This window comes from Rhodococcus sp. PSi06, assembly GCF_054960675.1.
On the sequence record NZ_JBHNYO010000005.1, the window covers coordinates 82451 to 96962 of the forward strand.

Sequence of the window (14512 nt, forward strand, 5' to 3'; positions counted from 1 at the left end):
GGCGCTCACTGCTGAGGGTAGAGCTGCTCGGCGTACGACGGTCCGTAGTATTCGCGCAGCTCCTCGACGGTCTCGGGAGCCTGGGGGATCAACGCCTTCGTCAACGATGCGACGTCGGGAATCGACTCCGCGTCCCACGTTTCCGGCTGCCACAACTTGGACCGCATGAATGCCTTGGCGCAGTGGTGGAACACCTGCTCGATGTCGACGACCACGCACATGATCGGTCGGTGGCCCTTGACCTGCAATTCGTCGAAGAACGGTGCATCGGTGACCAGCGACGCGCGACCGGCGATCCGCAGGGTGTCACCTCGCCCGGGCACGAAGAAGTTCAGCCCGACGAACGGATTCTCGAGAATGTTGCGGTACCCGTCCATCCGACGGTTGCCGGGCCGTTCGGCAAGCGCGATCGTGGCGTCGTCGATGACGTGGACCAGGCTGCCGGGCGGGTCGCCCTTCGGGGAGACGTCACATCGTCCGCTCGCGTCCGAGGTCCCCATCAGACAGAACGGCGAGGCAGCGAGCCACTGCACGTCCAGCGGGTGCAGCGTGCCGCGGTCCTTGTTCGCGGCTCGAAAGCTCGGCTCGCCGAACATCTCCGTCAATCGGTCGGCATCGCGCACCGTGGTCCACTCCATGCCGGAGATGCTATCGACACGGCTCGGGTAGGGGACAGCGCATTTCTCGGGCAGAGCACCACGGGTGTCGAACGGACATGATCGCCTGACAGGATGGAGTGCGTGAGTAACCAAGCGTGGATCATCGTCGCGGCGATCGCCGCAGTCCTACTGGTCGTTCTCGTCGCGGGGCTGGTGCTCTCCCGTCGACGGCGAGTCTCGCTCAAGTCGGACGAGACCGCACGGATCGAGGATGCGGCCACCAAGGACAGATCCGGCGGATACACCGCTGGTAGCGGTTTCTCCTTCAGTCAGGGGACCGCGACCGCCGAGCCCGTCCCACCTGCTCAGAAGCCCGTCCCGCCTGTCTCGAAGCCCGTCCCGCCTATCGAGAAGCCTGTCGAGACCACCCCGGTCGAGCCGGAGACGGTCGAACCGGAGGCTCCGGTCGCCGAGCCCGAGGCTCCGGTCGTCGAGCCCGAGGTACCGGTTGTCGAACCCGCGGTGCCCGCCGAGCCCGCAGTGCCGGAGCCCCTCCCGGACGCCGAGGCTCCTGCTCCTCGACTGGACACCATCGATCCCACCGAGGGTCGTCTCGACCGCCTCCGTGGTCGCCTCGCTCGATCTCAGTCCGCGGTGGGCAAGAGCTTGCTCGGACTGCTCGGCGGCGGCGACCTGGACGAGGATTCCTGGGAGGAGGTCGAGGACACCCTGCTGATCGCCGATATCGGTTCGGCGACCACAGCCGAGATCATGCGCACCCTGCGCGAGCAGATGGCCGCTCGCAGCATTCGCACCGAAGCGGACGCGCGAGCGCTGCTGCGCGAAATTCTGGTGGCGCAGCTGCACCCGGAATTCGATCGCTCGATTCGCGCGCTTCCTCATGAGGGCACGCCTGCGGTGTTGCTGGTCGTCGGAGTCAACGGCACCGGCAAGACCACCACCACCGGCAAGCTCGCTCGCGTATTGGTCGCGGACGGCCGGAGGGTGCTGCTCGGAGCCGCCGACACTTTCCGCGCGGCTGCGGCGGATCAGTTGCAGACCTGGGCGGAGAGAGTGGGTGCCGAGGTTGTCCGTGGCAAGGAGGCCGCAGACCCGGCCGCTGTGGCGTTCGACGCCGTGAGCAAGGGAATCGAGAACGGGGTCGACGTGGTTCTCGTCGACACCGCCGGTCGGCTGCACACGAAGTCGGGTCTGATGGACGAGCTGAGCAAGGTCAAGCGTGTCATCGAGAAGCGGGCTCATGTCGACGACGTGTTGCTCGTGCTGGACGCGACAGTCGGCCAGAACGGGCTGACTCAGGCGCGCGTGTTCGCCGAGATCGTCGACATCACCGGTGTGGTGCTGACCAAGCTCGACGGAACTGCCAAAGGCGGCATCGTTTTCCAGGTTCAGCGAGAACTGGGAGTCCCGGTCAAACTCGTCGGTCTCGGCGAGGGTGCCGACGATCTGGCTCCGTTCGAGCCGGGTGCATTCGTCGACGCACTGCTCGGTTGATCGACTCATCGGGTCGCCCACGGACCGGGTGAAAAGCACAAAAGCCAGCACGAAACCTTTTAGCAACAGAATCCGGTCATGCGTTCACATGTCCGAAACACCCGAGTGTCACGGATGAAACTTCGTGAAACCAGTCTTCTTGCGTAACGGCGCGCCAACCGGTGTGCAGGAGAATGGAGGGTGTACGTGAGTCCCGAGGATATGTTGGCCAACTCCGGCAACGCCGCGTGGATGCTGATCGCAGCATCGCTGGTACTGCTGATGACGCCGGGCTTGGCGTTCTTCTACGGCGGTATGTCGCAGTCGAAGTCCGTGTTGAACATGATGATGATGTCGTTCGGAGCAATGGCCGTCGTCTCGATCATCTACTTCCTGTGGGGTTGGTCGATGTCGTACGGAACTCAGGACATCGGCGGGGTCTTCGCGAACCCGTTCGAGTTCTTCGGACTCAAGGATTCGATCACCGGTGCCGACGGCAACTACATCGCCGGTGCATGGGGATACGCCAACATCATCGACGTGGCGTTCCAGGTCACCTTCGCGATCATCACGGTCGCGCTGATCAGTGGCTCGATCGCCGGCCGAGTCAAGTACGGCACGTGGCTCGCCTTCGCCGGCATCTGGGTCACCCTCGCGTACTTCCCGCTGGCCCACATGGTGTGGGGCGGCGGACTGCTCTCCGGGTCCGAAAAGGGTCTGGCTGCAAAGATTTTCGGAACGATGGTCAACGACGACGGTGACACTGTCGCCAACGTGGCCCCCATCGACTTCGCGGGTGGCACCGTGGTGCACATCAACGCCGGTATCGCCGGCCTGATTCTGGCGATCATCATCGGCAAGCGCGCCGGATTCGGCAAGGTCGCCTACCGCCCGCACAACCTGCCGTTCGTCATGCTCGGTGCTGCACTGCTCTGGTTCGGTTGGTTCGGATTCAACGCAGGCTCGGCATTCGCGGCCGACGGTATCGCCGGCGTGGCCTGGGTCAACACCACTGCCGCCACCGCAGCTGCCATCGCGGGCTGGCTCATCACCGAGCGCATCCGTGACGGGCACGCCACCAGCCTCGGTGCCGCCTCGGGCATCGTTGCCGGTCTGGTCGCCATCACCCCGGCCGCGGGCGCACTGACGCCCGTCGGTGCCATGATCCTCGGCGTCATCGCCGGTGTTCTCTCTGCTCTTGCAGTCGGCCTGAAGTTCAAGTTCGGCTACGACGACTCGCTCGACGTCGTGGGCGTGCACCTCGTTGCCGGCCTGTGGGGAACCATCGGAATCGGCTTCCTCGGCTCCGAGACCGGCCTCTTCTACGGGGGCGACTACAAGCAGCTCGTCGTGCAGATCGTCATCGCACTGTTCGCGTTGATCTTCACCGCAATCGTCACCGCTGTCATCGCCTTCGCACTCAAGCCCCTCGGCTGGCGTGTGACCGACGAGGAGGAGGCGAACGGCATCGACGAGGCCGAGCACGCCGAGACTGCATATGATTTCGCCTGACAAGGTAGAGATAGACGTGAACGCTGCACCGTCCGACAACGGGCACTCGAGGTCTTGTGAAGGGATTCAAAAATGAAGCTGATCACGGCAATCGTCAAACCGTTCACCCTGGAGGACGTCAAGACGGGGCTGGAGCAGGCCGGCGTACTCGGAATGACTGTCAGTGAAGTTCAGGGTTACGGCCGTCAGAAGGGCCACACCGAGGTGTATCGAGGTGCGGAGTACTCGGTGGACTTCGTTCCGAAGGTGCGTGTCGAGGTAGTCGTCGACGACGCTGCTGTCGAGAAGGTCGTCGAGGTCATCGTCGAGGCAGCCCGTACCGGCAAGATCGGTGACGGCAAGGTCTGGGTTTCCCCGGTCGACTCGGTCATCCGGGTCCGCACCGGAGAACGTGGCGCCGATGCACTCTGACCCCAAAGGGTCTCGGGCCGGGGGCCCCGGTTCTGGCGCGAAAGCGTCAGGATCGGGGCCTTCGGTCTCCACGGGCTCCGCGTCGAAGAGCACGAGCGATGCTGCAGCAGATCTCGCGCGCGCCAGGAAACAACTACTCGACGGCGGCACGCGCAATCGTCGTCTCGATGCTCCGTCGCTGAGGCAGGCTCTGGTCGATCTTCACGAGTTCTGGCTGACCACCAAAGGTGCCGAGCTCGGTATCAAACCGGACTCGGGCTTCGCCATCGTCGCAGTCGGCGGTCTGGCGCGCCGCGAGCTGCTGCCCTACTCGGACCTCGATCTGATACTCCTGCACGACGATCTGGAACCGAGAATCGTGTCCGACGTCGCAGACAAGCTCTGGTATCCGCTGTGGGACGCCCACATCAAGCTCGATCACAGCGTGCGCACGGTGCCCCAGGCTCTCCAGGTGGCCGCGGCCGACATGACGGCATCGCTCGGAATGCTGGAAGCTCGCCACATCGCCGGTGACGTCGAATTGAGCAATCTACTCATCGGCGGCGTACGTCGCCAGTGGCGCAACGGAATTCGCGGACGCTTCGACGAGCTGATCGAGCAGACCCGCGGTCGGTGGACACGCAGCGGAGAAATCGCACACCGCGCCGAGCCCGATCTGAAGAGTGGTCGCGGCGGATTGCGGGACGTCCAGCTCCTCGACGCGCTCGCCATTGCCCAACTCACCGACGGGATGCCCGGTCTCGGACCCGAATCGCCCGGCGGTGGTTTGGCGTTCGCGCACGGACGACTACTGGACGTCCGAACCGAACTGCACCGCGTCGCGGGTCGAGCGCGGGATCAATTACGCGCGCAGGACGCCGATGAAATCGGTGCCGCGCTGCGCATCGGAGATCGCTTCGATCTTGCTCGTGTGCTGAGCGATTCGGCCCGCACCATCAGCTACTCCGTCGACGTGGGATTGCGTACAGCCGGTAATTCCCTGCCGAGGAAAGGACTTTCGCGTCTGCGTCGAGTGCCGGTCCGTCGTCCGTTGGACGAGGGGGTCGTCGAGCACGCCGGTGAGGTGGTGCTCGCGCGTGATGCGCGGCCGAACAAGGACCCGGGCCTGATCATGCGCGTGGCTGCGGCATCGGCGCAGACCGGCATGCCGATGTCGGCATCGACACTCAACCGGTTGTCCGACAGCGCACCCGAACTCCGTGAGCCTTGGCCCAAGGAAGCTCTGAACGATCTGCTCGTGTTGCTCGGATCGGGCCGAAAAGCCATCGCGGCAATCGAGGCTCTGGATCGAACAGGGTTGTGGGGCAGGCTCATTCCGGAGTGGGGTGCAGTGCGTGACCTACCGCCCCGAGATGCAGTCCACACCTGGACGGTCGATCGACATCTGGTCGAAACAGCCGCTTACGCAAGCGCATTGACCACTCGAGTGGCGCGCCCCGATCTGCTGGTACTCGGCGCGCTGATTCACGACATCGGCAAGGGTCGCGGCGGAGACCACAGCGTCGTCGGTGCGGATCTTGCGATCCAGATCGGTAACAGGCTCGGACTGTGGCCGTCCGACGTAGCGCTGCTGACGTCGATGGTGCGATATCACCTGCTGTTGCCGGAGACCGCCACGCGTCGCGACCTCGACGACCCGGCGACCGTGCAAACCGTCGTGGACGCGCTCGGTGCGGACACCATCCTGCTCGAGCTGCTTCATGCTCTCGCCGAAGCGGATTCGCTCGCCACAGGTCCCGGAGTCTGGGGAGACTGGAAGGCATCGCTCATACGCGAGCTCGTGCGACGTTGTCGGTTGGTGATGGCGGGGGAGTCGCTACCGACCCCGGACCCACTCGACCCGGCCCACCTCGAACTCGCGGCACGTGGAGGTGTGCACGTCGATATCGCTCCCACCGACGGGCTCCACACTTTCGTGGTCACGGTCGTCGCCCCGGATACCCCGGGGCTGCTCTCCGACGCCGCCGGCGTTCTGGCCCTGCACTCGCTGCGCGTGCTGTCCGCCTCGCTCGGCAGTCACGATGGGTCGGCGATCAACTCGTTCGACGTCGCACCGTTGTTCGGAGCCCCGCCGCAGGCCGGGCTGCTTCGGCAGGAGATCATTCGCGCTCAGGCCGGAGAGCTCGACCTGGTCGCGGTACTCGATGCCAAGGAACGCGACGCCAGAGCCGAGACCGTCGAAGACGACGGCGAGGATTCGGCGGTGCCGGTTCTCTACGCCCAGGCCCCGCCTCGGGTGCTGTGGTTCGACGACCACGAACCGGGTCAGGTGGTACTCGAACTGCGAGCGGAGGATCGGCTCGGCCTCCTCTGCCGACTTGCCGGTGCCATCGAAGCGCACGGATCCGATATCCGCTGGGCTCGAGTCTCGACACTGGGCAGCTCGGTGGTCGATTCCTTCTGCATCGATTTGGCGGGAGCAGACAGCCGAGCGGTACGCGAGGACCTCGAGCGCGCACTTCTCGCTGTGGTGCCGTCTCCGGAACCACCCAAACCCCCGGAAAAGCCAGAGGGCACCTGACCCGCCGGTCGGAAGCTGGTTAGAGAACCGACATGCATGGTGACATTTCACCAACTTCCGGCCGATGGGTTTACTCCCGATACCTATTTGTTATGTTCGTCACCTGACGCAGCAGGCCCTCGGGCCGAACTGCCGGCTCCGCTGCACGAACATCTCTTCGCTCGTGCAGGCTCCTGTTCTGACATTTCGAGAGGCACGCACTGTGGGATCACACCGACGGTCGAACATCTACGTACCCGCCGACACGGCATCGGGTACGCGGAGCGGTAAGCATCGCGCCGCAGAGGAAGTTCAGGACACCGGCCGGCGTGCGGCCACCATCGTTGCCGCGACGGGTGCGATCGTCGTCGGTGCGACGACGATGGGCGCCGGTACGGCAGGCGCGGCTCCCGTTCCGGAACCGCCCACGGCCGGATTCCCCTTCGCCGTTCCGGACGGTCTGTTGCCTGCCGGGTTCGAGCTGCCGCAGTTCATGCCACCGCAGTTCGAGATGCCACAGTTCGAGATGCCGCAGTTCGCGCCGCCTCTCGGTGCCCCGCCGCAGGCCGCACCGGAGCTGGCTCCCGCCCCCCAGCCCGATCTTTCTGCAGTTCCGTCCGACACCACTGCGCAGGTATCGGGACCTCTCGCTGCTCTCGGTCCCGAGGTCGACGCGGCGGCTCAGCAGTGGCTGGGCGACGTCGGACTCGGTGGAACGGGCGCCGGGCCGACGTCGCCGCTCGAGAGTCTGCGTTCACTGAAGAAGTCGACGGTCCAGCCCGTGGCCGGAGTGCTGACGTCGAACTTCGGTTCGCGCTGGGGCACCCAGCACAGCGGCCTGGACATCGCCGCCCCGATCGGAACGCCCATCTACGCCGCAGCCGACGGCACGGTGTCGGACGCTGGGCCGGCGGCTGGGTTCGGTCTCTGGGTGACGGTGCTGCACGACGACGGCACCGAGACCATCTACGGTCACGTCAACGATTTCTCCGTACACCCGGGCCAGCGCGTGTCGGCAGGCGAGCAGATTGCCACGGTGGGCAATCGGGGCCAATCCACCGGTCCGCATCTGCACTTCGAGGTGCACGATCCTGCCGGCGTGAAGGTCGATCCCGCACAGTGGCTCTCCACCCGCGGTGTGGCCGTGACATGGAGCGATTCCGCGAGCAAGGCTTGAACGACCGCACCGCACCGAGTGGACTCACTGCCCGACGCCCCGAGCGAGGATAAAGTGGTCTGGCGTTAGTCTGGTGGCAACGCCGGACTCGGTCTGGTGACAGTGCCGGACTCGGCTCGTTTTCGGTGATCGGCTAGCTCAGGAGTGCAATCGGTGTTCGAATCCCTTTCCGACAGATTGGCCGGGACTCTCAAGGACCTGCGTGGTAAGGGTCGACTGTCCGGTGCGGATATCGACGCCACAGCCCGTGAGATCCGATTGGCCCTGCTCGAGGCAGACGTGGCGTTGCCCGTCGTGCGGGAATTCATCAACCGCATCAAGGTTCGTGCCAAGGGTGCGGAGGTGTCGGGTGCGCTGAACCCGGCCCAGCAGGTAGTCAAGATCGTCAACGAGGAACTGGTCGGAATCCTGGGCGGCGAAACGCGCCGACTGGTCTTCGCCAAGAATCCGCCCACCGTCATCATTTTGGCCGGCCTGCAGGGTTCCGGTAAGACCACCTTGGCGGGCAAGCTCGCCAAGTGGCTCAAAGGCCAGGGGCACACCCCGCTTCTCGTCGCCTGCGACCTGCAGCGACCCGGTGCCGTCAGCCAGCTGCAGATCGTGGGCGAACGCGCCGGTGCGGCCGTGTTCGCGCCCCATCCGGGAACGTCCATCGGCGGCGGCGAGAATGCACTCGGCGTGTCTGCCGCGGATCCCGTCGAGGTGGCGCGAGCCGGAATCGCCGAGGCCCGGAGCAAGCAGTACGACGTCGTCATCGTCGACACCGCCGGCCGCCTCGGCATCGACACCGAACTGATGAGCCAGGCCGCCGGGATCCGCGACGCGGTGGAGCCCGACGAAACACTGTTCGTTCTCGACGCCATGGTCGGTCAGGATGCCGTCAGTACCGCCGAGGCGTTCCGTGACGGAGTCGGCTTCACCGGCGTGGTGCTCACCAAGCTCGACGGCGACGCCCGCGGCGGCGCGGCACTGAGTGTCCGCGAGGTCACCGGGCAGCCCATCATGTTCGCCTCGACCGGTGAGAAACTCGAAGATTTCGACGTCTTCCATCCCGACCGTATGGCGAGCCGCATCCTCGGTATGGGTGACGTACTGAGCCTCATCGAACAGGCAGAGCAGCACTTCGACGCGGAGCAGGCAGAGGCGACCGCAAACAAGATCGGATCCGGCCAGCTCACGCTCGACGACTTCCTCGAGCAGATGATGGCTGTCCGCAAGATGGGTCCCATCGGGAATCTGTTGGGCATGCTGCCCGGCGCAGGCCAGATGAAAGAGTTGGCCAACGTCGACGAGAAGCAACTCGATCGAGTACAGGCCATCATTCGGGGCATGACGCCGCAGGAGCGGACCGACCCCAAGATCATCAACGCGTCGCGTCGGCTGCGCATCGCGAACGGCTCCGGCGTCAAGGTGTCCGACGTCAATCAGCTGGTCGATCGGTTCTTCGAGGCCCGCAAGATGATGTCGGCCATGGCCGGTCGGATGGGCATGCCGGGCGCGCGAAAGCAGGTGCGCAACAACAAGAAAGGCAAGAAGGGCAAGAAGGGTGCTCGCGGACCCACACAGCCGAAGATCCGCGGTGGGTTCCCCGGTATGCCTGCCGGGATGCCTGCCGGGATGCCCGATCTGTCGTCCATGCCCAAGGGTCTCGACCAGTTGCCACCGGGGCTCGAAGGCATCGATCTCTCCCAGCTGAAACTGCCGAAGAAGTAAGCGCCGCACGTGTCGGCGATGCGGGTACGGGGCCGCGGACTGCCGGACGGGTCCGAGATAGATCTGTGGATCGATCACGGCGTCCTGTCCGTGGAACCGATTGCCGGCGCGGATTTCGTGCACGACGGTGGCTGGATTCTGCCGGGTCTCGTCGATGCCCACTGTCATGTGGGGATCGAGTACGGCGGAGGACACACCGATCCGGCGGGATCGATCTCGCAGGCCGAAACCGAGCGCAGCGTCGGCGCGCTGCTGCTTCGCGACGCCGGATCCCCGGTGGACACCCGCGAGTTGGACGAACGCGACGACCTGCCACGCATCATCAGAGCGGGCCGACACATCGCGTCGCCCAAGCGGTACATACCGGGTCTGGCAATCGATATCGAGGACGAGTCGCAGCTCCCCGAAGCAGTCGCCCAGCAGGCTCGATTCGGTGACGGCTGGGTCAAACTCGTCGGCGATTGGATCGACCGGTCGGTCGGCGACCTTCGACCGCTGTGGAACGAATCGATCCTCGTCGACGCGATCGCCGCTGCTCACGCCGAGGGCGCACGCGTGACCGCCCATGTATTCGGCGAAGACGCCTTGCCCGGACTCATTGCGGCAGGAATCGACTGCATCGAACACGGCACCGGCCTGACCGACGAGACCATCGAAATGATGGTCGAGCACCGAACCGCACTGGTGCCGACTCTGATCAACATCGAGACGTTCCCCGGAATTGCCGACTCCGCCACGCGCTATCCGGACTACGCCCGGCACATGCGTGCGCTGCACGCGCGCGTCGCCGATACCGTCGGACGAGCTCACGATGCCGGGATTTCCATCTACGCGGGAACCGATGCCGGTGGTTCGATCGCACACGGCCGCATCGCCGACGAGGTCGCGTCGCTCGCGCGCGTCGGACTCTCCCCGACGGACGCCCTCGGCGCTGCCTGCTGGGACGCGCGGTCCTGGCTGGGACGACCGGGCCTCGAGCACGGCGCACCCGCAGATCTCGTCGTCTATTCCGAGGATCCACGTAGCGGACCGGATGTCCTGTCCAACCCGGATCTGGTCATCCTGCGCGGCCGCGTGACCGACCGCGGAGCCCGGCCGACGAACAGATCGGAGACTCGGTGATGACCGATCCCTCCATCGGCGGCGGGCACGTCGATCCGAACCGTCCGAGTTGGGCCGGCATGGCACCGATGAATCACGTGCAGCAGCAGGGTTCGGGCTTGTCCGAGACCTACTGGCGAGCCGAACAGGCCGCTGCGCAGCGTCGACACGGCCAGCGATGGGGACTACCCGCGGCGGCACTCGTTCTGGGCCTCAACCTGGCGGGCTTCCTGCTACTCGGACTGGTCGTGACGTCCGAGACCTCGGCACTGTTCGTCGTGGGCATCATGATTCCCAGCCTGCTTGCCGCGGGATCGGCGTTGGCCATCTCGGTGGCTCGCGGCAACGGCCCCGTCGTGGATTTCGGTCTCCCCAGATCCAGTTCCGAACTGCTCGGACAGGTCAGATCCGGGTTGGCGTGGGGTGGTGTGGCGGTGGTGGGCGGTCTACTGCTCGCCCTCGTTCTGCTGTCGAGGCTCGAGTTCGACGACCAGAATCCGCTGGGCGGCGTGACGGACACCGCAATGAGCTGGAAAGTCGTTCTGGCCGTGTGGATCTGGATCGGCGCACCGATCTGCGAGGAGTTGATGTTTCGAGGCATGCTGTGGGGTGCGCTCGAGAAGCGCACCCGCCCGATGCCGATGGCATGGCTGGGAAATCGATGGGTGGTACTGGTGATCACCGCGGTGGTGTTCGCGATCTGGCACCGCGAATGGTGGCGCTTCGTGATCTTGCTGTGGGGCGGGCTGGCAATCGGCATCGCCAGAATGCGATCCGGCTCGGTCGTGGCGTCGACCACGGCGCACTCGATGAACAACACTCTGCCGGCACTGGTCGTTCTGCTGGCGTGACCGAGCCGCTGTGCAGGGCAATTCACGGATTCCGTGGCTCGTCTGGCACAATCAACAGCTGTTCGCCCGTCATCCGGTCACGTACCGAGCGGCGGTCACAACAACCTTCAACGCAAAACCGGGTCCGCATGCCGTGCGAACCGCTGAATTGCGCCGTGACCAATTTTCGAGAGGCTTCACCAGAACATGGCTGTCAAGATCAAGCTCATGCGTATCGGCAAGATCCGCACCCCGCACTACCGCGTCGTCATCTCCGACGCCCGCACTCGCCGTAACGGCCGTGCGATCGAGACCATCGGCACGTACGAGCCCAAGCAGGACCCCAGCGTCATCGAGATCAACTCCGAGCGTGCGCAGTACTGGCTGGGAGTCGGCGCGCAGCCGACCGAGCCCGTCGAGGCCCTGCTGAAGATCACCGGCGACTGGCAGAAGTTCAAGGGTCTGCCCGGAACCGAGGGAACCCTGCGCGTTGCCGAGCCGAAGCCGTCGAAGCTCGACCTGTTCAACGCCGCGCTGGCACAGGCCGATTCCGAGCCGCAGGGTGAGGCCACCACCGCCAAGAAGAAGAAGGCTCCGAAGTCCGACGATTCGGCCGCCGCAGAGACCACCGACGCTGCAGCAACCGAGACGGCAGACGCGCCGGCCGCCGAGGCTGCTGAGAAGTGAGTGCCGTTGTCGCCGATGCCGTCGAACATCTCGTTCGCGGCATCGTCGCCAATCCCGATGACGTTCGAGTCGAGATGATCACCGGCCGTCGCGGTCGTACCGTGGAAGTTCACGTGCACCCTGACGATCTGGGCAAAGTGATCGGGCGCGGCGGTCGCACTGCGACTGCCCTGCGCACACTCGTTTCGGGTATCGGTGGTCGCGGCATCCGTGTCGACGTGGTCGACACGGACCACTAGGTCGACCTACCGATCATGGAGCTCGTCATCGGCCGTGTTGCCAAGTCGCACGGCATCAAAGGCGAAGTTGTCGTCGAGGTTCGCACAGACGACCCCGACGACCGCTTCGCCGCCGGCACCGTTCTTCGCGGCCGCAAGCCGCGATCGACCGCAACGCCGGCCACGTACACGGTGGACGCCGTCCGGGAACATTCCGGGCGGCTTCTGCTGCGTTTGAACGGAATCGACGACAAGACGGCAGCCGACCAACTTCGCGGAACACTGTTCGTCGTCGAATCCACCGATCTGCCACCGTCGGACGACCCGGACGAGTTCTACGATCACGAACTCGAAGGCCTGACGGTGAAGCTGGCCGATGGCTCGACCGTCGGAACTGTCCGCGAGGTTCTGCATTCGGCTGCGGGCGAGTTGCTGTCCATCACCCCTGCCGACAATGCGGACGCCGCCGCTCGCGCGGAAATCCTGGTGCCCTTCGTGGCTGCGATCGTGACCTCGGTGTCGTTGGCCGACAAGACGATCGAGATCGACCCGCCCGAGGGCCTGCTGGATCCGGAGTAGACGGTGCGCCTCGACGTCGTGACCATCTTCCCGGAGTACCTGACTCCACTGCGAACTGCGTTGCTGGGCAAGGCAATCGACCGTGGTCTGGTCTCGGTCGAGGTCCACGATCTGAGGTCGTGGACCCATGACGTCCACAAGGCTGTCGACGATTCGCCGTACGGTGGGGGACCGGGAATGGTCATGAAACCCACCGTGTGGGGCGACGCCCTGGACCACGTTCTGACCGAGGAATCGCTCTTGGTGGTTCCCACTCCCGCTGGAGTACCGTTCACTCAGCGCACCGCCGAACGATGGTCGACCGAGAAGCATCTGGTGTTCGCGTGCGGTCGGTACGAGGGCATCGATCAGCGGGTGTTCGATGATGCGGCCCGCCGAGTGCGAGTCGAGGAAGTCAGCATCGGCGACTACGTCCTCATCGGTGGTGAGGCGGCCGTTCTGGTGATGGCCGAGGCCGTGGTGCGACTGATGCCCGGAGTGCTCGGCAATCAACAGTCGCACCAAGAGGATTCGTTCTCCGACGGTCTGCTCGAGGGGCCGAGCTACACCCGCCCCGCACGGTGGCGGGAACTCGACGTTCCCGATGTACTTCTGTCGGGTGATCACGCGAAGATCGCGGCTTGGCGTCGTGCGCAGTCGTTGACACGAACCGCCGAGCGTCGCCCGGATTTGCTCGGCGACTGAGCAATTCAGCTGATGGTTCCGCCCGGAAACAGCATCGAGACGAATCCGGTGAGGGTGTCTCGGGCATGCAACGCACTGGCGTCGTCGCTGACATCCACCACCGCGGTATCGGGGTAACTTTCCATGTCGTCGGAGTAGAAGATGTCTTCTCGCGACGTGAGTGCCAACACGTAGCGGTTGTCGACTCCGATGGTGCCGGTCGACAAATGCACCCACCGGTCCGACACACAGCACATCCAGCCCTGTTTGACGGCGCGCACGCTCTCGCCCGGTAGGCCGTCGACTATGCCGAAGTGCTGTTTGTAACCGTCCGCGGCAATCGGTGCCGAACGCCGCAGCATGCCGACGATGACGTCGGTCGAGGCCGTCGTGAGCCCACCGCTGCCGTTGAGCAGACCCGCGTAGTAGCCGACCAGATCGCTCGGTGTGGTCTCGGTGTTGTACCACTGGTCGTCGCCCGGTGGCGTGGTGCTCGTCAAGCCGTACCGGGCAACGACCGCATCGACGATCCCGGAGGAGCCGTACCGGTACCACAGGGTGTACGCGGCATTGTCGTCGGAGCGCTCCAGCATGTCGGTCATGGTGGCCAGTTCGTCGGGCGAGACGGCCCGGTTCTCCGACTGTGCACGAAACATCACTTCGTCGGCGATGAAGAGCTTGGAGACCGAGGCGGTTTCGACCTGAACGTCGGCGTTGCTGCTGTAGTAGGCCCCGGTCTCCCGGTCCAGTAGCGCGAAGTCGACGTCTGCGCCACGCGCCTGCGCGGATGCGATCGCCATGGGGATCCTGGCCTCGAGCGCAACGCCGTCGACCTTCTGCATGTCGGGAAAAGGCGACGCAGAAGTGTCGGCAGTGGCCTTGGCGTCGGAGTCACCGAGTTGATCGTCCGGCGGAACCGAACAACCGGCGGCGATCAGCAGGGACGCGCAGACAGCGGCCAGGATGTGCGAGACCCTGACCATGAGCGCATCTCTCCCACACGTTGAACCGCTGACCGACCTGTCTCA

The 14512-nt window shown here is 65.0% G+C and carries 14 protein-coding genes; 12 read left to right on the top strand and 2 right to left on the bottom strand.

Going from position 1 to position 14512, the window contains the following annotated elements; genetic code table 11:
* Window positions 1–5 precede the first annotated feature (5 nt).
* Window positions 6–638 carry an MSMEG_1061 family FMN-dependent PPOX-type flavoprotein gene (locus ACFI9K_RS08485; RefSeq protein ID WP_462663087.1) on the bottom strand — a complete coding sequence of 211 codons (633 nt, stop codon included), beginning with the start codon at window positions 636–638 and terminating at the stop codon, window positions 6–8.
* 102 nt (window positions 639–740) lie between these two features.
* Here ACFI9K_RS08485 and ftsY point away from each other — a divergent pair, with 102 nt between their 5' ends.
* The 12 genes from ftsY (at window position 741) to trmD (ending at window position 13505) form a co-directional block, all read left to right on the top strand.
* Window positions 741–2114 (top strand): signal recognition particle-docking protein FtsY, encoded by a 1374-nt coding sequence (ftsY, locus tag ACFI9K_RS08490; protein WP_462663088.1) that lies wholly within the window; start codon window positions 741–743, stop codon window positions 2112–2114.
* A gap of 201 nt (window positions 2115–2315) precedes the next feature.
* Entirely contained in the window at window positions 2316–3605 is a 1290-nt protein-coding gene (locus ACFI9K_RS08495; protein WP_462663237.1) for an ammonium transporter, read from the top strand.
* A gap of 72 nt (window positions 3606–3677) precedes the next feature.
* Window positions 3678–4016: a P-II family nitrogen regulator gene (locus ACFI9K_RS08500; protein WP_019664269.1), complete on the top strand. Its 339-nt coding sequence runs from the start codon at window positions 3678–3680 to the stop codon at window positions 4014–4016.
* Window positions 4006–6537, top strand: a complete 2532-nt coding sequence (locus tag ACFI9K_RS08505) for a [protein-PII] uridylyltransferase (RefSeq protein WP_462663089.1) — start codon at window positions 4006–4008, stop codon at window positions 6535–6537. Before ACFI9K_RS08500 ends, ACFI9K_RS08505 begins: the two co-directional genes overlap by 11 nt.
* 319 nt (window positions 6538–6856) lie before the next feature.
* Entirely contained in the window at window positions 6857–7693 is an 837-nt protein-coding gene (locus ACFI9K_RS08510) for a M23 family metallopeptidase (RefSeq protein ID WP_462663238.1), read from the top strand.
* A gap of 153 nt (window positions 7694–7846) precedes the next feature.
* Window positions 7847–9406 carry a signal recognition particle protein gene (gene ffh, locus ACFI9K_RS08515; RefSeq protein ID WP_462663090.1) on the top strand — a complete coding sequence of 520 codons (1560 nt, stop codon included), beginning with the start codon at window positions 7847–7849 and terminating at the stop codon, window positions 9404–9406.
* Between the two features lie 18 nt (window positions 9407–9424).
* Window positions 9425–10528 (top strand): amidohydrolase family protein, encoded by a 1104-nt coding sequence (locus ACFI9K_RS08520; RefSeq protein ID WP_462663091.1) that lies wholly within the window; start codon window positions 9425–9427, stop codon window positions 10526–10528.
* Window positions 10528–11358 (top strand): lysostaphin resistance A-like protein, encoded by an 831-nt coding sequence (locus ACFI9K_RS08525; protein WP_462663092.1) that lies wholly within the window; start codon window positions 10528–10530, stop codon window positions 11356–11358. Before ACFI9K_RS08520 ends, ACFI9K_RS08525 begins: the two co-directional genes overlap by 1 nt.
* A gap of 186 nt (window positions 11359–11544) precedes the next feature.
* On the top strand, window positions 11545–12024 hold the full coding sequence (gene rpsP / locus ACFI9K_RS08530; protein WP_032366399.1) for a 30S ribosomal protein S16: 480 nt from the start codon (window positions 11545–11547) through the stop codon (window positions 12022–12024).
* Entirely contained in the window at window positions 12021–12263 is a 243-nt protein-coding gene (locus ACFI9K_RS08535) for an RNA-binding protein (RefSeq protein ID WP_008717313.1), read from the top strand. Before rpsP ends, ACFI9K_RS08535 begins: the two co-directional genes overlap by 4 nt.
* 15 nt (window positions 12264–12278) lie before the next feature.
* Window positions 12279–12821: a ribosome maturation factor RimM gene (gene rimM / locus ACFI9K_RS08540; RefSeq protein ID WP_222093151.1), complete on the top strand. Its 543-nt coding sequence runs from the start codon at window positions 12279–12281 to the stop codon at window positions 12819–12821.
* 3 nt (window positions 12822–12824) lie between these two features.
* Entirely contained in the window at window positions 12825–13505 is a 681-nt protein-coding gene (trmD, locus tag ACFI9K_RS08545; protein ID WP_462663093.1) for a tRNA (guanosine(37)-N1)-methyltransferase TrmD, read from the top strand.
* Between the two features lie 5 nt (window positions 13506–13510).
* On the opposite strand, the gene ACFI9K_RS08550 is transcribed toward trmD, so the two are convergent.
* Complete coding sequence (locus ACFI9K_RS08550) at window positions 13511–14467, bottom strand: serine hydrolase (protein ID WP_462663094.1); 957 nt, start codon at window positions 14465–14467, stop codon at window positions 13511–13513.
* Window positions 14468–14512 lie beyond the last annotated feature (45 nt).

Excerpts from the sequence above, each read along its gene's own strand:
- ACFI9K_RS08495 (WP_462663237.1), top strand. The coding sequence starts at position 2,316 with ATGTTGGCCAACTCCGGCAACGCCGCGTGGATGCTGATCGCAGCATCG.
- rimM (WP_222093151.1), top strand. The coding sequence starts at position 12,279 with ATGGAGCTCGTCATCGGCCGTGTTGCCAAGTCGCACGGCATCAAAGGC.
- ACFI9K_RS08520 (WP_462663091.1), top strand. The coding sequence starts at position 9,425 with ATGCGGGTACGGGGCCGCGGACTGCCGGACGGGTCCGAGATAGATCTG.
- ACFI9K_RS08505 (WP_462663089.1), top strand. The coding sequence starts at position 4,006 with ATGCACTCTGACCCCAAAGGGTCTCGGGCCGGGGGCCCCGGTTCTGGC.
- rpsP (WP_032366399.1), top strand. The coding sequence starts at position 11,545 with ATGGCTGTCAAGATCAAGCTCATGCGTATCGGCAAGATCCGCACCCCG.
- ACFI9K_RS08550 (WP_462663094.1), bottom strand. The coding sequence starts at position 14,467 with ATGGTCAGGGTCTCGCACATCCTGGCCGCTGTCTGCGCGTCCCTGCTG.
- ACFI9K_RS08525 (WP_462663092.1), top strand. The coding sequence starts at position 10,528 with ATGACCGATCCCTCCATCGGCGGCGGGCACGTCGATCCGAACCGTCCG.
- ACFI9K_RS08485 (WP_462663087.1), bottom strand. The coding sequence starts at position 638 with ATGGAGTGGACCACGGTGCGCGATGCCGACCGATTGACGGAGATGTTC.
- ACFI9K_RS08500 (WP_019664269.1), top strand. The coding sequence starts at position 3,678 with ATGAAGCTGATCACGGCAATCGTCAAACCGTTCACCCTGGAGGACGTC.